Raw genomic sequence first — 20,751 nt, forward strand, 5'->3', positions numbered from 1 at the left:
CTCTTAGTCTGCGGAGGCCGACTTCGTTTTTGTAGAAGCGATTTCAATCGCCGAATGACTTAATTCAAGCATTGCTTGAGGGCTAAACATCTTGACTTTGCATCAACCGCTGCTTCAAACGCGCCGGATCTCCCCGATCGACCACTTCGCCCTTTTCCAACAAAAAAGCCCCATCGCAGTAATTCAACTCATCCAAACGGTGAGTCACCCACAAAGCCGTAATCCCGCGATTTTTCACCAACCGCTGCACCGCCGCCACCAAATCCAACTGAGAATCAGGATCTAACAAAGCCGTCGGTTCATCCAACAGCAGAATTTCGCAGTGACGGGCGATCGCCCCAGCCAGGGCAATTCGCTGCTTTTGGCCCCCACTCAAAGCATAAATCGGCCGCCGCTGCAAATCCAGCAAATTCACAGCCTCCAAAGCCTCCGCCACCCTCTCCCGCACCTGAACGTTAGAAAGCTTTTCCTCCACCAAACCAAAAGCCACATCCGCACCCACCGTCGGCATCACCAATTGGTGATCGGGGTTTTGAAACACAAACCCCACCCGCCCGCCGAGGTCAATTTCCCCCGACTGGGGGTGCAGCAGCCCAGCCATCAGCCTCAACAGCGTAGACTTGCCGCTGCCGTTAGTGCCCAAAAGCATCCAAAACTCGCCCTTCGGTACATCCAGAGAGCAACCTTGCAACACTCGATCGCCCGACGGCCAGCAAAAACCCAAATCCCGCACAGCAACGGCTGACTGGCTCATATCGGCACCAACACCCCCAGCTCTCATTCTGCTCCCATCGAGACAAAGCCAGGGGATCTGCCTGTAGATGACGCCCCCGATTTCTGAGAAACCACCACCCCAGAAATCTCGCTGCTGAGCACAGCTACCTTTTTCTCAGGATTTTTCTCGCAAGTTAGTTCCAAAATTTGCGGTTGGGAGTTGCGAATCGCCGCCAGCACCTGCTGGTAAACAGTCTCAGCGTCCTCCTCCAACTTCCGCTGCACCGACAGCGAGACGGGCGTATTTTTCACAATGATGTCAATGCTGAACATATAGTCTTAAAAACCTAAGTTTGGAGCTCTATCCTCAGTATATATATAGGACTTACCCACGGAAACCCAGTTTCTTAGAAAAATAAGAGGTTGAGCCCGATATATCTACGAAGCCACCGGGCTTCTGAGGCAAAGCGCAGAGACTCCTATATAGTAGAAGTTCCCAAACGCAGGGCAAAGACTTCGGGGACTTCGAGGGCTTCGCGGACTTCGGGGACTTCCGACAAGTCAAGCTCCGGAAGTTTTTTAATAAAAACTTGCTCTTGTAAAGAATTACCTCTATAATCGTTAATACGGTAAAGAAAAGTAAACTCTGTTCATAATCCAACTTGTTTTCTGCTAAGCAGAGGCAACGGTTAGAGACTAATGACTAGAGGCAGATCCGTTGTAATTATATCCATTTGGAGATTTGCGTAAATGACAATCGCAGTCGGACGCGCCCAGACCGAAAGAGGCATCTTTGATGTACTCGACGACTGGCTCAAACGCGATCGCTTCGTCTTCGTAGGCTGGTCTGGCATCCTGCTATTCCCCTGCGCCTACCTAGCCATCGGTGGCTGGTTAACAGGCACCACCTTCGTCACATCCTGGTACACCCACGGTTTGGCAAGTTCCTACCTCGAAGGAGCCAACTTCCTTACCGTAGCAGTCTCCACCCCAGCCAACAGCCTCGGACACTCGCTGCTGTTCCTGTGGGGCCCCGAAGCACAGTGGGACTTCACCCGCTGGTTCCAACTCGGCGGGCTGTGGACATTCGTAGCCCTCCACGGCGCTTTCGCACTGATAGGCTTTTGCCTGCGTCAGATTGAAATCGCCCGTTTGGTAGGCATCCGTCCCTACAACGCCCTAGCATTCACCGGCCCCATCGCCGTGTTTGTTTCGGTGTTCCTGCTTTACCCCTTGGGTCAATCAGGCTGGTTCTTCGCCCCCAGTTTCGGCGTCGCAGCAATTTTCCGCTTTTTGTTATTCCTGCAAGGCTTCCACAACTGGACGCTCAACCCATTCCACATGATGGGCGTTGCAGGCATCTTGGGCGGCGCGCTGTTGTGCGCTATCCACGGTGCAACCGTAGAAAACACCTTGTTTGAAGACGGCGAAGGCGCAAACACCTTCCGCGCCTTCAACCCAACTCAGTCAGAAGAAACCTACTCAATGGTTACAGCTAACCGCTTTTGGTCGCAAATCTTCGGAATTGCCTTCTCCAACAAGCGCTGGTTGCACTTCTTCATGCTGTTCGTACCTGTCACAGGCTTGTGGATGAGCTCCATTGGCATCGTCGGTTTGGCATTGAACCTGCGCGCCTATGACTTCGTATCGCAAGAATTGCGCGCTGCTGAAGATCCTGAGTTTGAAACGTTCTACACTAAGAACATTCTGCTTAACGAAGGCATTCGTGCTTGGATGGCTCCTACGGACCAACCTCATGAAAACTACATCTTCCCTGAAGAAGTTCTGCCTCGCGGTAACGCTCTGTAATCAGCGCGAAATATCAAAATTTCCAACATTTTAAAAGGGTAAGATAAAGCAGTTTAGGCTTTACCCTTAATGCTCAAAAAGCTCCCGCCACCAGGCAGGAGCTTTTTGTTTCCAGGATTCGATCGAATTAGCGCCCGAAAAAAAGTTGATTTTGTACAAAAACCAACTCTGCCTGTAGCTAGAACAACTTGCGTCTTTATATCTGGTGAACTCTCCTATCTGGCAAGAAATCGAGCGGCCTTTCCCCGCCGCCAGAGTTGCAAGGCACCTGATAACCGCACAGCCCGGATTCTGAAGCAAATATAGGCAAATGGCTGAAACTGCGATCGCCCGCTTGCTGTAGAGATCGATCGAAGACCTTGCTGCAGCAGTAATTTGCCATCATTTTACAAAAATCTCAATTTGTATCCCCCCACTTCTAATTCCTTGTGTTATTCTAATAATTGTGAATACTAGAATGATACTCAGAACGCAAGTTCTTCTGGTAACGCTGGCAATGGCTAGCGCACAAATCATCACCTTAAATCTTGTATTTAGGTGATGTGCGTTCCAATATTAAGCCATTTAGCTAAACCTGGAGGTGATGCCCATGATAGAAAGTAGTAAACGCATGGGTCATCAGATTGGAAACTACCGGCTGTGCGCCGGGGCCGCTCACTAGCAGTCAGCCGTCGTCTCCAACGGGAAACGACTTCCACGGGGAACCAGGCTGAGCTAGGGATTCTCCCGGCAGTCAGGTTCTAATCTGAAGACCCGCTAGACCGCTCTCACCTCAAATAGTGTTAAATCTTAAGTATAAAAACTTGAGGCTAAACGCTATTGGTGAGAGCGGATAGTTTTTGGGCAGGGTTTCTACAGGTGGGCAGTTAATCTGCCATTGCTAATCCCAAAGAAAAAAAATTATGGCTGAGCTAATTAACCATACTGAAATTCAAGAGCGCGCCAGTCAATTGTCAGGTTGGACAATTGAAGGTAAACAACTGCGCTCTACCCGTTTATTTAAAGATTTTATCGAAGCGATCGCCTTTGTAAATAAGTTGGTCGCCCCCTCAGAAGCCGCAGGACATCACCCCGACATAGAAATCTCCTACAACAAAGTTACAGTTAACTTGACAACCCACGATGCCGGAGGCTTAACTGAGAAAGACTTTGCGCTAGCCCAAGAGATTTCTGCGCTCGATTAAAAGAGTGCCAGTTGACCCGACAAGAGCCCTGGATCTAGCCACAGTCCCCGATCGCGGAAAGCTCGCAAATAAAAAATCGACTTGGGGTTAAAATCGGGTGTGAAAAAGTCGAGAGGCCCAACGTTCAATGTATAAAAGGCTATTCCCCATCATCCGACCATGATCGTATTTGAAAAGCCAGAGTTCAAGAACGAGTCTGCAGCAGAAAAAACCGATCTGATAGAAAAGCTTTTAGATATTGGCGCGGCTCTGTCGAGCGCCCAAGATTTGGGCGAGTTGTTAAACTTAATTTTATCCAAAAGTAGGGAAATTACCTACAGCGATGCTGGCAGCGTTTACTTAGTAGATCACAGCGACGAAACACCTAAGCTGCTGTTCAAGGTAGCCCAAAACGCTTCTAAACCGAGCCTGTCGTTTAAAGAGTTTGCTCTGCCCCTGACAGACAAAAGCTTGGCAGGATACGTGGCAATTACAGGTCAAAGTTTAAACCTGTCTGATGCCTACGACTTACCCTCGGGCGTACCCTACCGGCTAGATACCAGTTTTGACAGGGATATTAATTACCGAACCTGCTCGGTAATGGTACTGCCGATGCAAAACCGACAGGGGGAGACAATAGGTGTACTGCAATTGATCAACCGCAAAACAAAGGCAGAGACGGTGCTGACAGCAGACAATGCCTGGGAATCGACGCAGCAGTATTCGGAGTGGGAAGAAAGGATAGTGCGATCGCTCGCTTCTCAAGCAGCAATCTCGATCGAGCGCAATCAACTCCAAGACAGCATAGAAAATTTGTTCGAGGGCTTCGTCAAAGCCTCGGTGCAAGTCATAGAAGCCAGAGACCCCTGTACCTACGGCCATTCAGAACGAGTAGCAGCCCTGACAGTACGCCTTTCAGAAGAAGTAAACACCGTCAGCAGCGGAGGACTGCGCTCTATTTACTTTAACAACCGCCAAATTCAAGAACTTCGCTACGCCGCCCTGCTGCACGATTTTGGCAAAATAGGAGTGCCCGAAGCAGTTTTGACCAAACAGAAAAAGCTCTACCCCGCACAGCTAGAAGTCATTCGCCACCGCTTTGGCTTAGCTCAACGGACGATGGAAATGGAATGCGTCCAGTCTAAATATAAATACTTGCTGGAGCATTCAGCCTACCGAAAACACTCGAGCCAGGAGCCAGAGTGCGCTCAATGCCAGGAAATCGAACAGCTAGACACTAAGCTAGCAGAGGCGAAAAGCAGATTAGCAGAATACTGGGAAGTGCTGCTAGAGGCAAACGAGCCTCACATTTTGGCAGCAGAACCCCTAGCTCAACTGCGAGAAATTTCTCGACAAACTTACAGAGATATAGATGGGGCAAAGAAACCCCTGCTGAACCCAGACGAGATCGTGCAATTGATGGTGTCGAGGGGCAACCTGACGCAGGAAGAACGATCGGCAATAGAATTTCACGTAACTCACACTTACGAGTTTCTGAAACAAATTCCTTGGACAAAGGATTTGAAAAATGTTCCAGACATTGCCTACGGACATCACGAAAAACTCGACGGCACAGGCTATCCGCGAGGCCTAAACAAGTCAGAAATTCCAATTCAAGCGCAATTGATGACGATCGCCGATATTTACGACGCCCTGACAGCAGGCGATAGACCCTACAAGCGAGCCCTGCGTACAGAGGCAGCGATGAAAATTTTGCGGCAAGAAGCAGCTCACAACAAAATTAACGCCGATTTGTTAGAACTGTTCGATCACCGCCAAGTCTTTAGCGTCCTCGGACACAGCTTGAGTGTTAAAGTCGAATCAGCCTAGACGAGTCGGGCGTGCTGTGCTAAAAAGTAAATAGGCGATCGGGCGCTATCAAGTGTCATCAGTAAAATCAATCGACAGCCCAAGTGGGGTCGGGTTTTGACGCCGTTGAGTACAGGTAAAAAAACAGGCTCTCTGCAGCCGTCAGTCACATCTATCTACTCGGTCAGCCCGAAAGAATCAAAAGAAAAAGTGAATTTTAGGTCTCTTTTTAGAGTATGCTAGTTGAGCAACGACTGACCACATAGAAGACTAGAAAAGTTTCTCTGTAATCGGTGTGAGGATGAGAGTGAATATGTCGAAATTTTTGTGGAGTTACTTACTAATCAGCCCAGCAGTCTTAGGAGCTACCCTAGTAGTTTCTTCGAGCGCGATGGCAGCAGACGCTCAGCAGGCTGCTGATGCGCTCAATCCCGCTGTCGCAAAAGCTGAAACTGCTGAAACCTCCGAAGCGAAACTAAATGCTTTAGCTGCAGTTTCCGAAACAACTGCAGCCTCCGAGCCAGTAGAAGAAATTTCCCAAGCCGCTGGCAGCGAAACCCAGGCAGCGATGGCAGATGTGGCCACGGCTGCAACTGAAAGTGCGATCGTCGGAGCCAACGCAGCCCCTGCTGAGGCAAATCCCCAAGCGGCATCACAACCTACAAGTGAATCTTTAGCCGCAGTTGAGCCAACAGTCGCTCAACCAGTAGAAAATTCTGCCCCGGCAGCCCAACTAGAAATTCCAGCCCCGGCAGCTACGGCTCTCCCAGAGCAAATCGGTGCAGTTCAATTAGAAACTCCAGCCCCGGCAGTGGCAGAGGCGACAGAACAAAGTTTGCCAAAACCGGCTGAATCTTTAGCCCAAACTGCCGCACCGCAAGAGCAAAACCCAGCCGCCACATTAGAACAGCTCAACCAGTACAGCAGCGAAGGTGCTGCCGGCGGCGAAACTGAAGGTCAAGTTACCTCAGTATCTCAACTTTCCGACGTGCGGCCCACAGACTGGGCCTTCCAAGCACTGCAATCCCTAGTCGAGCGCTACGGCTGTATTGCCGGTTATCCCGACGGCACCTTCCGCGGCAACCGCGCAATGACTCGCTACGAATTCGCAGCCGGTTTAAATGCTTGCTTAGACAAGGTGAGCGAGCTAATTAGAGGCGGCACTGGCAACTTCGCTACGAGAGATGACTTGGCAGCCCTCCAACGGCTCCAAGAAGAATTTGCAGCGGAACTGGCAACCCTGCGCGGTCGCGTCGATGCTTTGGAAGCTCGGACATCTGAACTCGAAGCCAACCAATTCTCAACTACTACCAAGCTGACTGGGGAAGCAATTTTTGCCCTCACGGACGACTTTAGTAACTTTACTGGCGGTATTAACGTGCCGGGCCTAAAGCGCAGAACAGTCGGCAGCAACAACAACGAAGCTGTCTTCCAACAGCGGGTACGTCTCAATTTAAACACTAGCTTCACCGGCAGAGACTTGCTCCTGACGAGGCTTCAGGTAGGCAACGGTCGACGCTTGAACGTAGGGTTTACCAACGAAGGCACTCAAACTTGGAATTTTGTCGGCAATACCGACAACGCTGTTGCGCTAGACACCTTGCTGTACAAGTTTCCCGTCGGTCAGCGACTGAACGTAACCCTTGCAGCCAACGGTGTTGTGTGGGACGACATTCTGCCGACTGTCAACCCTTACTTTGAAGACTTTGACGGCGGCAACGGGTCATTGAGTACCTTTGGACAGCGGAACCCGATTTATCGCTTAGGTGGCGGTGCAGGTATCGGCTTTGACTATGCCTTCGGCGGCAGGGGCTTGCTGGGCGGCGTGTTCGGCCCGACTTCTCTGTCCTTCGGTTATTTGGCGTCAAATGCAGCAAATCCTAGCAAGGGTGCAGGCTTGACGAACGGCGACTACACAGCGATGGGTCAGTTGACTTTTACCCCCGGACGCAACTTGCAAGTTGCTTTCAACTACAACCACGGTTACTTTGGCAGAGGTAACTTTGGGTTTGACAACGGTTTCGGGAACAGCGTCGAAGGCGGTTTCACCGGTACCGGCCAGGCTAATTCTCTGGGCTTGTTGAGTTCGGGCTTTGACTTCGGTGACGGCACTGAGTTCCGCGCTCGCAAAGTTGTCACCAACTCCTACGGCGCTCAGGCTTCGTTGCGGCTGAGCCCGAGGTTTATCATTGGCGGCTGGGGTGGTTTAACCCATGCTCGCATTCTCGGCGTCGGCGATGCGAGAATTTGGAATTACGCTGTCACCTTGGCTTTGCCAGATTTAGGGAAAGAAGGCAACTTGCTAGGGTTCGTGGTAGGTCGCGAGCCTTACTTGGATAAACTTGAGGTTCCGAGGGATTTGCGGGGCTTCACAAATGACCAGTCGTGGCACGTTGAAGGGTTCTACAAGTTTCAGCTCTCGGACAACATTTCTGTTACTCCGGGCGTGATTTGGGTGACGAATCCCGATCAAAATCGCAGTAATGATGACATCATCATTGGTACTCTGAGAACTACTTTCACCTTCTAAGAGCGGGTTAGAGGAGGCAGGGGGGCATACACTGTCTGCCGGCCACTCTAGACGCCAAGTTTAGCCCTGCCTGCTGCAGGGCTTTCTTGTTTGCTGGACGAAGGGGGCGCCAAGAATATATTAAAAATAAAAAATTATCAGTCCTAGAGGCAGACAACCCGCTTCTTGAAATAAGACCGTGCTGGAAGCGGAGGGAGTTGAAACGAGAAACGGGGTTTGTTTGCTTCAGATTGCCGATCGTCCCAAGGATGAAGTGACGAAAGTCGATTAAGTTCAGTGGAAAACCGGGGTATAATAAAAGGTAAAGTTAGGAGTTAGAATTGGGAACTCAACATTGAGGAGAGTTTTAACATCTGACTTCGGAGTTGATAATTCTGGTATTGGAAGCAAGTATGGTAGAACTCTCCTGTAAAAGCGAATACGCAATCTTAGCTTTGCTGGAGCTTGCCGATTGCTACGAAGAAGGCGAGCCTCTGCAAATTCGCCAGATAGCAGCTCAGCAAAATATTCCCGATCGATATTTAGAGCAGTTGCTGGCTACTATGAGACGCTGCGGGCTGATTCGCAGCCAGCGAGGAGCAAAGGGAGGTTATATCTTGGCGAGGGAACCGTGGAAAATTACACTCCTAGAAATTATTACCTGTCTCGAAGGCTCAGAGTTCGATCGATCTGAAAAAGACTCGCCTGCTCAAACTGTAGAAAGTGCGGTGATTTGGGAAGTTTGGCAAGAAGCTCGATCGATTGCCAACTCAGTTTTGCAAAAATACACGCTACAGGATCTGTGCGAAAAGCGCAATGGCAGACGGCAGCTCGATATCATGTATTACATCTAGTTAAAATATTGCCAACTAGGAATTAACATTTACTTTCAACCACACACTGACAAAGATTATGCGTATTGCTGGCGACATTACAGAATTGGTAGGGCGGACGCCTCTGGTGCAACTCAACCGCATTCCCCAAGCCGAAGGCTGCTTGGCTCGGATTGTGGTAAAACTCGAAGGCATGAATCCGGCATCATCGGTGAAAGACCGCATCGGTGTCAGTATGGTCAATCAAGCCGAGGCAGAAGGGCTGATTAGTCCAGGCAAAACGGTTTTAGTGGAACCGACTTCTGGCAATACCGGAATTGCTCTGGCAATGGTGGCGGCGGCTAAGGGCTACCAGTTGATTTTGACCATGCCTGATACGATGAGCACGGAACGCCGATCGATGCTGCGAGCTTACGGGGCCCAACTAGAACTGACTCCCGGAATAGAGGGCATGAGCGGCTGCATCCGCCGCGCTCAAGAGATTGTGGACACAACTCCCAATGCGTATATGTTGCAGCAGTTTCGGAATCCAGCGAACCCGCAGGTTCACCGTTCGACAACGGCTGAGGAAATTTGGGAAGATACAGACGGCGAGGTGGATTTCCTGATTTCGGGAGTCGGCACGGGCGGTACGATTACGGGTGTCGCAGAGGTGATTAAGTCGCGGAAACCCGAGTTTAAGGCGATCGCCGTTGAGCCGGCCAACAGTCAGGTACTCTCGGGCGGAAAGCCAGGGCCTCACAAAATTCAAGGTATCGGTGCTGGTTTTGTGCCACCGGTGCTGAATGTGGATTCGATCGACGAAATTATAGTTGTTACCGATGACGAGTCCATCGCCTACAGCCGGCGCTTGGCGAGAGAAGAAGGAATTTTGTCCGGTATTTCCAGCGGTGCAGCACTATGTGCGGCGGTGAAAGTCGGCAAGCGTCCCGAAAATGCAGGGAAATTGATTGTGATGATTCAGCCTAGCTTCGGCGAACGCTATCTCAGCACTCCCTTGTTCCAAGATCCAGAACTGAATCTGGCGATGGCCCTCAACTAGGCTAGCCTCCGGCCCAAGTAGCAGAAACTGAGAGCAGGGCGTACAGTGTACGCCCTGCTTGGCTTTTTAGTAGATTAAAGAATGGCGATATATTGTAGCTTCCTCGATCGCGAGCGAAGCCGAATTTCTGAAGGGGCTTTTTTTTGAACGAACTGCTTTCAGCGCGTTAGGGAAACGGCGGGTAAGCGCTCTTGTCGGGAAGGAAGACAAGAGAAGGAGGTAACAATTGGTGGGAGGAGCGCTAGATGAGTCCCAAATGAGTCATAAATTTTTTACCCTACCCCAACCCTCCCCTTGGTAAGGGGAGGGAGTAAGAAATTCACAAATGATTTAGGATTGCTATATAAGAGTCCGCAATATCGATCGGCTTGCCACTTCAAAAGCCTCAATCTTTTTCTAAAATAGATTTATGATAATTTGAAAACTGACCTTTTCAACTTACACTTTTTGGCATTTATATCAGATAAATACCTAATAAATTAGCAAATAATGATATTTTTGTCAAGCACTTTTTCGCCGATTATCCAGATTTCAAGGAAATAACAGCGTGTCTTCCGTTACCAATCACTACAAAACCTTAAAGATTAGCCCAACCGCAACACAAGCCGAGATTAAACAAGCATACCGCCGTTTAGTCAAAATATTTCATCCAGACAGCCACAGCTCCAAAGCCGATCACGAAGAGATTGTCCGCCTCAATGCAGCCTATGAAATATTAGGAGACGCCCAGCACAGACAATCTTACGATCGCCAATTTTCCGAGCAAACCGAACAGCAATCACCAGTCGCACCAAACGTCAGCCGCCAGCAAACACAAACAGCACGGGACGCTGACGAACAAATGGAACAGTGGCTGATTAAAGTATACAAACCCGTCAATAAAATGCTCAACAGCATCTTGAAGCCGCTTAAAAAGGAAATAGACGAGTTGTCCGCAGATCCGTTTGATGACGAACTGATAGAAAAGTTTCAACTTTATATCGAAACCAGCCGCGAGTATCTTAAAAAAGCTCATAACTTTCTTACATCGATGCCCAATCCATCTAATGTAGCCGGAGTTGCGGCCTATCTCTACTACAGCATCAATCAAGTCGGAGACGGAATAGAAGAATTGCAGCTATTTACCCTCAATTATGACGATCGCCACTTGCACACCGGTCAAGAACTGTTTAGAATTGCCGCTAGGCTGCGGCGGGAAGCGCAGGATGAATTAAAAATTAAAAGTTAAAAAAGCAGATTGTTCCCTCTTCCTTCTTTCCTCTTCCTTCTTCCCTCTTCCTTCTTCCTTCTTCCCTCTTCCTTCTTCCCTCTTCCTTCTTCCTTCTTCCTTCTTCCTTCTTTCAAATTCCAAAAAGAACTTGAATTCGCTTGCGAATTTTAATAAAAGGAGTTTGTTCCAGAGAGTCGTCATCTAACAATCCCAAATCTCTCAAAGCTTGCTGGCGTTCCGACAATTTTTGAGCAATCTGATCGGCTAAATTGGGTTGTTCTCTTAAAAGTTTTTGCAAATCGTGACGCTCCACCACAAACAAAATTGCATCTTCGCTAGTTTTAACAGTCGCCGTTCTCGGAGTACCCAACAGCAAAGATATTTCCCCAAAAAACTCGCCCTCATGAAGCGTAGCAATATACTGACCGGCTTTTTGAGAAAGAACTTCTACAGTACCTGAAAGAATAATATAAAAAGAATCGCCAGGGTCATTTTCCTTACATACCACCTGTCCCGCTGGAAACAGTTGTCGGTAGCCGTATTCAATTAACTGCCGCAGTTCTAAATCCGTACACTGTTCAAAATAAGTTACTCGCCGCAACAAATCTCGCAGCGTCCAATTATTGGGGGATTTAGGCGCTGAATTTTTAGGTTCAGAAACGGTGGAATTAGATTTTAACTCGGCTGAATGTTTGGCATTCTGCGGAAAAAGTTTTCCGTTGGAATTATCGTCTTTGTTATTGTGAAAAAGTTGAGTTAACTCTTGGGGGTTTCGCAGCCACAAATCCCGCTGGGGAAAGGGAATTTCGATATTTCGGTGGCGCAATTCGTAATCTATTAAAAAATTTACCGCGCTTTTAATAGCATCGCTTTCCTGCGGCTGGTCAATCCAAACTAAAAGTTCAAAATTTAAAGCGTTATCTCCAAAACCGTGAAACCATACTTTAGGAGAAGGATGGGACAAGACATTCGGTTCCATCCGCGCCGCAATTAACAGCGCTTCCGTAACTATTACTGGGTCAGATCCGTAAGCAACGCCCACGGGGATGTGGAGGCGACATCGGGGGTCTCTGTAACTCCAGTTAATAATGTTAGTTTCGACAAACTTAATATTTGGTATGATTACAAATAGACCGTCAATTGTTTTAATAATTGTAGAGCGGATAGAAATTGTTTCTACTGTTCCTAATAACTTGTCTATTTCAATAAAGTCTCCGACTCTAATTTGGTGTTCAAATAGCAGGGTGAGACCGCTGATAAAGTTGCTGGCGAGATTTTGCAAGCCGAAGCCGAAACCAATGCCGACAACCCCAGCTAAGACGGTGAGAGAAGTGAGGTTGATGCCGGAACCTTGCAGGACGAATATACAGCCAATAGTGGCTAAAATATAGCTAATGATTGTAGAAATTGCTTCTCGACTGCCGCGATCCAATCCCATCCGAACTAGCAGGCTGCGCTTGATTCCTTCACTGATAATCTTAGCTATAATGAAGGCAAATATAGCTAAGATTATCAGTTTGACGATCGCACTGATGGACAGATGAGTGTCCCCGATATAGAATAGCGGGGTTGTCATCGCACCCCAGAAATGTTCAAAAAAGCGATCGGCTCGTACAGTAATCCAATTCATTAATATTTGGTAATGGGTAATTGGTGATTGATAATGGGTGATTAGTTTTGAGCGCAATTGAACCGCAAACTGCTAACTATTGCAGAGCTTAGGCGAAAAACTCGAACGGTGGAGTGCCCTGTGTTGCAAAAAAGGTCGATTCCCTACCCTTCGGGAACGCTTCGCGAACGGGATAGATCCGCTTCACGCACTTTCTCAAAGGCTGGTAACTGATGGGTTAGTAACTGGTGGCGAAAAACGGTTTTGTAGCGGTATTTTCTGCCGGATATCTGTGTTGTGGCGTAAAAAGGGCCCGGCGGCGCGATCGAGCGACTTGTTGCCAATATTTGGAAAATTGGTAGAAATTCATTTACAGCACCCTCAAATAATCGAAAAATTCCAGCAAAAATTAGTTTATCCTTAAGAAGTAAGTCCTTTACAGAACTTAACAAGCTTACCCTACTTGACTTTTATGCAGTGCATCATCAATCGTCGGGCACAGTTTTCGGCGAGTCACCGGTACTGGCTGCCGGAGTTAAGCGAAGCCGAGAACTTTGAGCGGTTTGGCCCAACTGCCCGCGCACCGGGACACGGACACAATTACGTCCTTTACGTTTCCATGATAGGCGAACTCGACGAGTACGGCATGGTGCTCAACCTGTCTGATGTCAAGCACGTCATCAAGCGGGAAGTTATCAAGCATCTCGATTTTTCCTACCTTAACGAAGCGTGGCCGGAATTTGAGCAGACTCTGCCAACTACCGAAAACATAGCACGGCAAATTTGGCTGCGGCTAGCCCCTCATTTACCTGTGAGTAAAATTCAATTGTTTGAACATCCCGAACTTTGGGCTGAATATTTAGGAAACGGAATGGAAGCTTATCTAACTTTGTCCACTCATTTTAGCGCCGCCCATCGGTTGGCTCGTCCCGATTTGAGCTTTGAAGAAAACTCGGAAATTTACGGCAAATGTGCTCGTCCCAACGGTCACGGTCACAATTATCATTTAGAGGTGACTGTTAAAGGGGAAATTGATGCGCGGACTGGCATGATTGCTGATTTGGGAGCTTTGCAAAAAGCAGTTGACGATTATGTTGTTGAACCTTTCGATCACACTTTTTTAAATCAGGATATTGCTTATTTTGAGAACGTTGTGCCAACTGCGGAGAATATTGCTGTTCGGATCGGGCAATTGTTGCTTGCGCCCGTTCGGGAATTGGGCGCAGAGTTGCACAAAATTAAGCTGATTGAAAGTCCGAATAATAGCTGTGAAATTTACGGTGCTGATTTAGAAGAAGTGGCGGTTGAACATCAGCAGCCGGAAGCGGTATTAGCTGGGGTTTAGAGTTAAAAATCGGGTCGGCTGGGGCGGGTTCACCGGGATAGTTGGCTAATTGTGCAGATTGGTGAACCCCGCCCTACCAGCCTAATGATGATTCCGAGAGTTATCCAACCGCATGAGGCGGGAGAATATATTCTTTCATCAAAGTTCCCCACCCAGAATTACTGGCAGTTTTCCTGAAAAGTCAGACTCCGCGCGTATTTTGGAGATAGTAAGTCAGCATTCCTCATCTCAGCTATTCTAACTGCTGAGAGTATGAGGTCGATCGCCCGATCGCTGACAACCAAGCACTAATTTCTCCTAAATGAGTTGACGTTTATGCGCGTCTCAAATGTAGCTCTCTTGACTCTGGCTGCCCTCGCATCCCACAATTTAACTGCTAATACTAGCGCCAATCCTGCTGCACATCCTATTTCTCCTGAGACACCGCAGGCTAGCAACTTTGTTGATGCGGTAAATAATACTGAATCGCGTCGGGCTGAGTCAATTAGTGAGCCTGAGACGATCGCCCACGAACAATTTTCCCCAAATACTACCCTATCCCGTCGGGCTGAGTCAATTAGCGAGCCTGAGACGATCGCTCACGAACAATTTTTCCTAAATACTACCCTATCCCGTCGGGCTGAGGCAATTAGCGAGCCTGAGACGATCGCCCACGAACAATTTTCCCCGCGAATTGCTGTAAAATCGCCGACTGGTTTGCTGGTAGCGGCCGCTCAACCGGATTTATCTGCTAGTGCAAAAACCAAGGCGAATACTCCTGCTGCATCCGGCGATGAACTAACAAAATCTTTACAAGAAACCTGGCTGGCTAAATTAATCGAAACTGGGGTTGAGACCAATCCTCAAGTTCGCGAGGTTGTCGCTTTTATCTCCCCGTCTAGTGGCAGTTCTGAATCGGGATACGGTTTTAATAGTACCATAACTTTGCTCAACATTTTACTAATTCTTGGTACTGTATTTCCACCAGTGACAATTGCGTTTTTTTGGATGATGCGACGGCTGATAATCAAACACTTGGTTGCGGATGCCAATAAACGATTGCAAGGCATTGGTGTATTGGAATCAGAACTCATAAATTCTAGCCAACTGACTCAAAAGTTGAGGAATGAATTAGAAGCGCAAATGACAGCCGCTAAACAATCTATTGATTTTTTAACTAGAGAAACTGAACTTTCCAAATCTTCCGTCGAGCAAATTGAGACTCTCAAATCTCAATTTATCATGCACCTGCAAGTTTTGCGGACAGAAGTTGACGAGAAAAAATCTCAAATTGTTCAAGAAATTTCCCAAGTTCCCGCAGTTGTTGCCAAAGAAGCTCTCAAAGTCGCACCTCAACCGCCCTTAAACACTTCCCAAAATTCGCAAACGGCACCTGCTAGCGACGAAAAGTTGATTGCTGACGATTATATCAAGCAAGCCGAAGGGCTTTATTTTCAAGGGAATTATGATGAGGCATTAGGCTGCTTGGAAAAAGCTATTTTAGCGAATAAAAATTTGGATGAGGCTTGGTATTGGCGCGGAAATGTGTTAATAAGATTGCAGCGCCCAGAAGAAGCACTCGCCTGTTACGATCAAGCACTATCGATTAAACCAGATAACTACGAAGTGTGGTATAATAAAGCGTACTTGCTGGGAAAAATGCACAGGTACGAAGAGGCGATCGCCTGTTACGAGCGAGCAAGTTCGAGCGAATCTAGAAAATACGGTTGTTGGCACAGTATAGCCGCTTTGTTGGGTCAATTGCAGCATTACGAAGAAGCGATCGCCAGTTACGATCGCGCCCTCGCTATCAAAGCAACCGACAGCGAAATTTGGCACAACCGAGGTGCAATGCTGGCCAAAGTACAGCAGCACGCAGCAGCAGTTGATTCTTACGATCGCGCCCTTGAACTCAATCCCAAGAGATATGAAACTTGGTACAATCGAGGCAATATGCTGTGGAGACTGCTCCGCTACAGCGATGCTATTGATTCTTACGATCGGGCGATCGCCATCCGGCCCGATAAATACGAAGTTTGGTACAATAGAGCCGCTGTGTTCGGCAAAATGCAGCGATATCAAGAATCGATCGAATCCTACGACAAAGCAATAGCCCTTAAACCGCAGGATTTTGAAGTGTGGCACAACCGAGGCGCAGCTTTCGACAAACTGTCGCAGCACGAAGCAGCAATTGCCTCTTACGAATCAGCAATTACCCTTAATTCCGAGTGTTACGAAGCTTGGTTTGGTAAAGGCGAATCTTTGGCCAAATTGCAGCGCCATGAAGAATCGATCGCAGCATATGAGAAAGCGATTGCTATTAAGCCAGACTCCTACGATGCTTGGCGTCATGTGGGGATAGTCTTGTCTGAATTAAAGCGCTATGAAGAAGCAATGGCAGCTTACGATCGAGCTATTGCCATCAAACCAGAAAATGCCGAAGCTTGGCGCGATCGAGGCGCAATTGTATCAGAATTAAAGCACGATACAGAAAAAATTGACTCCGCCGAAAAAGAGACTTAAACTCAGTCAAAATCCGGTTCTTCAAAATTCCTAAGTGTCAGGGAATCGGGAGGCAAGCTCTAGTTTTAAGTTGGCAATGGATGAGAATATTTTGCCTGTATATCGAGCTAAACTTTTGCAACAGCACTCAAATTCAACTGTATTAATAGTTGGCGATGAACCATCCCTACAGTTATTAAGAGTATTTAAACCGACTTGATAGCGGACATTTAAATGCTTTTTGTCTACGGTTTCTCATCTAAATTTTTCCTCTTTTTTCCGCTCCGTTTGGGGCGGTTTTTTTATGGTAAATTTAGGTAAGCTGCAAACGAGGAGAATAGTTATATGTCTGTTCAGCTTCAAAAACGGTTATTTACAGTAAAAGAATATCATTTGATGACTGAGGCTGGTATTCTCTCCGAGGGCGATCGGGTAGAACTCATAGAAGGAGAGATTGTTAAAATGGCTGCAATTGGTACTCGTCACGCAAGTTCTGTTAAGCGTCTGATCGCTGTGTTCTCGGATTTGGAGAGAAGACGTGCGATTGTAGGTGCCCAAGACCCTATCCAGTTGACTGAGCGGACTGAACCTCAACCGGATGTTGTATTGCTGGAACCTCGCGCTGACTACTACGCCACAGCCCATCCAGTACCGTCTGAAGTTTTGCTGTTAGTTGAAGTTTCAGATAGTACGGTTGATTATGACAGAGAGGTGAAAGTATCCATTTACGCTCGATCGCTAATTCAGGAAGTTTGGCTAGTAGATTTAGTTGAAAATTGTTTGGAAGTCTACCGTCAGCCCGGCCCGAACGGTTATAGTTTAATGCTCAAGTTTTGGCGCGGTCAACAAGTTGCGCCGCTGGCTTTTCCCGATTTAGAAGTGAGCGTTGATTTTATATTGGGTTAGTATGAATAAGTAATGGCAGCTTACGATCGAGCTATTGCCATTAAGCTTGAGAATGCGGAAGCTTGGCGCGATCGCGGCGCAATTATATCGGAATTAAAACAGGAGACAGACAAAATTTCATCGGGTGAAAAAGAGACTTAAATTCAGCTATACTGACTTAGGGGCAAATAAGGTGAGCGCGATTGCGATCGGCACGGGTGACTCTGGCGAGACTAACTGGTGGGTAGGTAGGCTAGGGGGGCTTGATTTGCTAAGGGAGTCCGGCTCTTCTGAATAATTGTCTGAAAATTAGAGTGCTTTTTCCACATGACCCAAAAACCACATCAATGTGAAAATTTAGAAGCCCATGTAAATCGTCTGTTGCGGCTGTTAGAGAAGGAGCCATCTTTGAGAGGGAAGCACGATACTGCCGCAATTAGGACTTCCCGTGATAAGGCAATTGCCCCCAGGTTCGAGATTGTTTTTGCAGGAACATACAGTGCCGGTAAGTCAATGCTGATCAATGCCTTGTTAGGGCAAAACTTACTGTACAGTAATACCGGTCATGCTACTGGCCTCGAATGTTATATTGAGTATGCCAAGTCACCAGAAGAAGAACGAGATGTACTCACATTTCTGAGCATATCAGAAATTCAGGAAGAAGTGAATGAGCGGGGTGAAAACTTAAGACTAAAAAATAAAATTGATATTACTAACGAGCAGGCAATTAAACAGCTTGTGGAAGAATGTGCAACAATCATTAAACAGGAGGGCGGTTCCAAAAACACAGAGAAGGGAGAAGAAGCTAATGGGCTGAAAGAATTACTGGAAGGATTTCAGCTTCACCGCGAGTACATTCACTCATCTGAAAATAAAGTTTATGAAAGGGAGGAGTTAGGTCTTTCAGCCAAAGATTCACATAATTACGCTGGTCGCGGAAGAAGTAGTGCTGTTCTCAAACGTATTGATTATTATCGTCATCATCAGTTGTTAGAGGATGGTAATGTTCTGATTGACTTACCAGGGATTGATGCTCCTGTGAAAAGAGATGCACAATTGACTTCTCGCAAAGTCGAAGACACTAATACTTCTGCCGTTGTCTGTGTCATGAAGGCCAATCAAGAAGGGGAAACAGAAACAGCAGAAAAAAGACTAATACAGGTAATGCGAGAAAACACTGGAATTCGTGATCGTGTGTTTTATGTATTTAACCTTATTGATAAAACCTGGCGTAACCCCAAACTTGAACAAGACCTCTCTGACCTGATTAGCACAAACTTTAATGATACACCTAGAGGATTTTATAAAACTAGCGCTTTGCTAGGTTTCTGGGCTTGTCAGATCAAAAATACAAGTGAAAGTGAGCGATGGGGACTAAATTCTATATTGGCTACTGAACCTGTACAAAACTCAGATGGAGTTGAGGGAATCCCTCATGAATTTGTGCGAGAGTTTCTTGACTACTGCGATTCCGATAAACTACCCGTTGATAAATTCCCCGATATTGTACTGCGTAAAAATAAAAGCAAAAACGAAAAATATATAGAAATTCTCAATCTTTATAAAGATAGCATAATCGAGCAGTTGCTTCAGGATAGTGGTATTCAGGAATTTAGTAATGCTATCACCCGCTATTTGACTGAGGAAAAGCGACCAGAATTATTTGCCAACCTAGCTAATGATATTAGCGAACTCTGTAACGACTTGTGTGAATCTTACTTAGAAGAGCGCGGTCAGTGGAAAAATAAACCTGCAAATACTGCAGAAATGACAGAACGAGATTTGGTACAGATCGAGAAAGAAGTATGGGAGGTTGGCGAAGCCTTTTATCGACAAATAGAAGAAGAAATTCAACTATTGGTGATAAATACTTGCGAAGATTTTAAGCAAGATTTCAACAACCTTCACCAGAATATGCAGGAGAATCTCACCGACTTGATAGAAAACTTTTCTATATTAGATGCCTTCGCCAATACCTGCCGCAATCATCGTCATGTCACAGCGCCCTTAGTAGCCGTTTTGGGACAAGCCTTCTATGACATTGCTAATGGATTAGAGAATGTTCTGGTTAAGGAATCAGAAATTTTGATTGCTCGTTTTTTCCAACGCTTGATTAAGCGAGTACGCAAGCAACCATACTACCGTCAGCTTCGTAATTTGTTGGGTGATGATTGTGAAATTGTCCAAGAGTTACAGAATATAGAAAAAATAATTATTGAGGGGGTAAAGGTTTTGGCGAGTGCCGAATGTGTGTTTTATATCGTCGAAAGCCCCGACCTTTATGATTACGAAGATAGTGTTTGGCTCTATCAGTTCCGTGAAACTTTGCAAGAAGCATCTAAAAGTCGAGATGTCAAACGCATGGTAGAAGCAGAAGCACCTATACGTCAACTGCTAGAAATTGATTTTAAAGCTAAGTTTAAACAAACAATAGAAGTTGATTTGGGTTCAAAAATTATCAAAATGCTGAATAAATATCTGTTGTCGATGGCTGAAAATAAACGGCAATTGATTGGGCAGCAATCCGCTCGCGCTCGCGCCAACAAACGGCAAGCGATAGAAAAAGAGGCTCAAGCTAAAATCGACGAGCGTGACCAGAAGTTGAGAGAAGTTGAGCTAAAGATTTCCGACTATAACCAAGCTGTTGAAGGTATCAATAGCTGCTTAGAGGCTATGAAATTAGACGACTACAAGCTGGGTATAATACCGAAAGATAATTCGAGTGTAACATCAATTCTCACTAACACAGATTCTGTTGATTCAAATAACATCCCACCAGAATCGGCTTCCAGTTTCGACTCAGAAAATGATTCGAGTGCTACACAAAGTTATAGTGAGACAAATCCTGTAGAGTCAGATGACAGCCCGGAATCTGGAGCGAGTCCCGATCCGCTAATGCGACCTAATTACTTGGCTGCTCAATCTGCAACATCCAACCAATTAGAGAGAGGAAAACTGGTGTATTGTACAGTAACTTCTGTTACCGACCGTGTTGTATATGTCGAGGTGGATAGTTTTAAAGACGGAGAGAGAGACGTAGAAATTAATGAGCATAAGGAGGGGTCTTTACATATAGGGAATGTAAGCGAAGATTTCCTTGAATCTCTTATTCCTATATTTGAAACGGGTGAGGCAATTAAGGCAATAGTTTTGGCAATAGACGATGATAAGGGGCGAATTTCTTTATCTACTAGGGTTCTTGAAATTAGTAAGGGTGAAATAATTAAGAAAAAGAAAGAAGTGATGGATGATGCAGAGAAGCGCGTCAAACGAGCCTTTAAAAAGCTGCCTAAGCCATAGGCATTTGTCAAGGAGGTATTGGCAATATGCCCCCACATGACG

General features: G+C 46.7%; 18 protein-coding genes. 13 read left to right on the plus strand and 5 right to left on the minus strand.

The features are described 5' to 3' along the window. Window positions 1-82: 82 nt before the first annotated feature. Together QUA71_RS15115 and QUA71_RS15120 are read right to left on the minus strand one after the other, a co-directional pair. Window positions 83-781 (minus strand): ABC transporter ATP-binding protein, encoded by a 699-nt coding sequence (locus QUA71_RS15115; protein ID WP_199297326.1) that lies wholly within the window; start codon window positions 779-781, stop codon window positions 83-85. Next, entirely contained in the window at window positions 778-1,047 is a 270-nt protein-coding gene (locus tag QUA71_RS15120; protein WP_333156957.1) for a hypothetical protein, read from the minus strand. Before QUA71_RS15120 ends, QUA71_RS15115 begins: the two co-directional genes overlap by 4 nt. A gap of 417 nt (window positions 1,048-1,464) precedes the next feature. On the opposite strand from QUA71_RS15120, the gene psbD reads away from it, so the two are divergent. Then, the gene (gene psbD / locus QUA71_RS15125; protein WP_006633757.1) at window positions 1,465-2,523 is read left to right on the plus strand and encodes a photosystem II D2 protein (photosystem q(a) protein); all 1,059 of its coding nucleotides are present in this window, start codon (window positions 1,465-1,467) and stop codon (window positions 2,521-2,523) included. Window positions 2,524-2,719: 196 nt separating this feature from the next. Here the strand turns inward: psbD and QUA71_RS15130 are convergent, their stop codons facing one another. Next, window positions 2,720-2,908 (minus strand): hypothetical protein, encoded by a 189-nt coding sequence (locus QUA71_RS15130; RefSeq protein WP_333286105.1) that lies wholly within the window; start codon window positions 2,906-2,908, stop codon window positions 2,720-2,722. 517 nt (window positions 2,909-3,425) lie between these two features. Here QUA71_RS15130 and QUA71_RS15135 point away from each other — a divergent pair. The 6 genes from QUA71_RS15135 (at window position 3,426) to QUA71_RS15160 (ending at window position 11,107) form a co-directional block, all read left to right on the plus strand. Then, entirely contained in the window at window positions 3,426-3,707 is a 282-nt protein-coding gene (locus QUA71_RS15135) for a 4a-hydroxytetrahydrobiopterin dehydratase (RefSeq protein ID WP_190736199.1), read from the plus strand. Window positions 3,708-3,866: 159 nt separating this feature from the next. After that, window positions 3,867-5,516 carry an HD domain-containing phosphohydrolase gene (locus QUA71_RS15140; RefSeq protein WP_333286107.1) on the plus strand — a complete coding sequence of 550 codons (1,650 nt, stop codon included), beginning with the start codon at window positions 3,867-3,869 and terminating at the stop codon, window positions 5,514-5,516. Window positions 5,517-5,808: 292 nt separating this feature from the next. Beyond that, window positions 5,809-8,025 carry an iron uptake porin gene (locus QUA71_RS15145; RefSeq protein ID WP_333286109.1) on the plus strand — a complete coding sequence of 739 codons (2,217 nt, stop codon included), beginning with the start codon at window positions 5,809-5,811 and terminating at the stop codon, window positions 8,023-8,025. A 392-nt stretch (window positions 8,026-8,417) separates the two neighbouring features. Further along, a complete protein-coding gene (locus QUA71_RS15150) occupies window positions 8,418-8,858 on the plus strand; it encodes an Rrf2 family transcriptional regulator (RefSeq protein WP_190661550.1) in 441 nt (146 codons plus the stop codon). 58 nt (window positions 8,859-8,916) lie between these two features. After that, a complete protein-coding gene (gene cysK / locus QUA71_RS15155; protein WP_333286110.1) occupies window positions 8,917-9,879 on the plus strand; it encodes a cysteine synthase A in 963 nt (320 codons plus the stop codon). 547 nt (window positions 9,880-10,426) lie between these two features. Beyond that, window positions 10,427-11,107 (plus strand): J domain-containing protein, encoded by a 681-nt coding sequence (locus QUA71_RS15160; protein WP_333286113.1) that lies wholly within the window; start codon window positions 10,427-10,429, stop codon window positions 11,105-11,107. Here the strand turns inward: QUA71_RS15160 and QUA71_RS15165 are convergent. Together QUA71_RS15165 and QUA71_RS15170 are read right to left on the minus strand one after the other, a co-directional pair. Beyond that, entirely contained in the window at window positions 11,090-11,230 is a 141-nt protein-coding gene (locus QUA71_RS15165) for a hypothetical protein (protein ID WP_333286114.1), read from the minus strand. The two genes, QUA71_RS15160 and QUA71_RS15165, sit on opposite strands and share 18 nt — an antisense overlap. Next, entirely contained in the window at window positions 11,220-12,719 is a 1,500-nt protein-coding gene (locus QUA71_RS15170) for a cyclic nucleotide-binding domain-containing protein (RefSeq protein WP_333286116.1), read from the minus strand. The genes QUA71_RS15165 and QUA71_RS15170 overlap by 11 nt, the downstream gene beginning before the upstream one ends. Window positions 12,720-12,798: 79 nt before the next feature. On the opposite strand from QUA71_RS15170, the gene QUA71_RS15175 reads away from it, so the two are divergent. The 6 genes from QUA71_RS15175 to QUA71_RS15200 all read left to right on the plus strand — a co-directional run bounded on the left by QUA71_RS15175 (window position 12,799) and on the right by QUA71_RS15200 (window position 20,709). Next, window positions 12,799-13,122, plus strand: a complete 324-nt coding sequence (locus tag QUA71_RS15175) for a hypothetical protein (RefSeq protein WP_190738166.1) — start codon at window positions 12,799-12,801, stop codon at window positions 13,120-13,122. Window positions 13,123-13,170: 48 nt separating this feature from the next. After that, window positions 13,171-14,043 carry a 6-carboxytetrahydropterin synthase gene (locus QUA71_RS15180; protein WP_333286119.1) on the plus strand — a complete coding sequence of 291 codons (873 nt, stop codon included), beginning with the start codon at window positions 13,171-13,173 and terminating at the stop codon, window positions 14,041-14,043. A gap of 315 nt (window positions 14,044-14,358) precedes the next feature. Continuing rightward, on the plus strand, window positions 14,359-16,545 hold the full coding sequence (locus tag QUA71_RS15185) for a tetratricopeptide repeat protein (RefSeq protein ID WP_333286121.1): 2,187 nt from the start codon (window positions 14,359-14,361) through the stop codon (window positions 16,543-16,545). Between the two features lie 324 nt (window positions 16,546-16,869). Continuing rightward, a complete protein-coding gene (locus tag QUA71_RS15190) occupies window positions 16,870-17,430 on the plus strand; it encodes a Uma2 family endonuclease (protein ID WP_333286122.1) in 561 nt (186 codons plus the stop codon). A 12-nt stretch (window positions 17,431-17,442) separates the two neighbouring features. Beyond that, window positions 17,443-17,571, plus strand: a complete 129-nt coding sequence (locus tag QUA71_RS15195) for a hypothetical protein (protein WP_333286124.1) — start codon at window positions 17,443-17,445, stop codon at window positions 17,569-17,571. Between the two features lie 165 nt (window positions 17,572-17,736). Continuing rightward, window positions 17,737-20,709: a dynamin family protein gene (locus QUA71_RS15200; RefSeq protein ID WP_333286126.1), complete on the plus strand. Its 2,973-nt coding sequence runs from the start codon at window positions 17,737-17,739 to the stop codon at window positions 20,707-20,709. Window positions 20,710-20,751 lie beyond the last annotated feature (42 nt).

It is taken from the genome of Microcoleus sp. MON1_C5, from assembly GCF_036701875.1.
Classification (GTDB): Bacteria; Cyanobacteriota; Cyanobacteriia; order Cyanobacteriales; family Microcoleaceae; genus Microcoleus.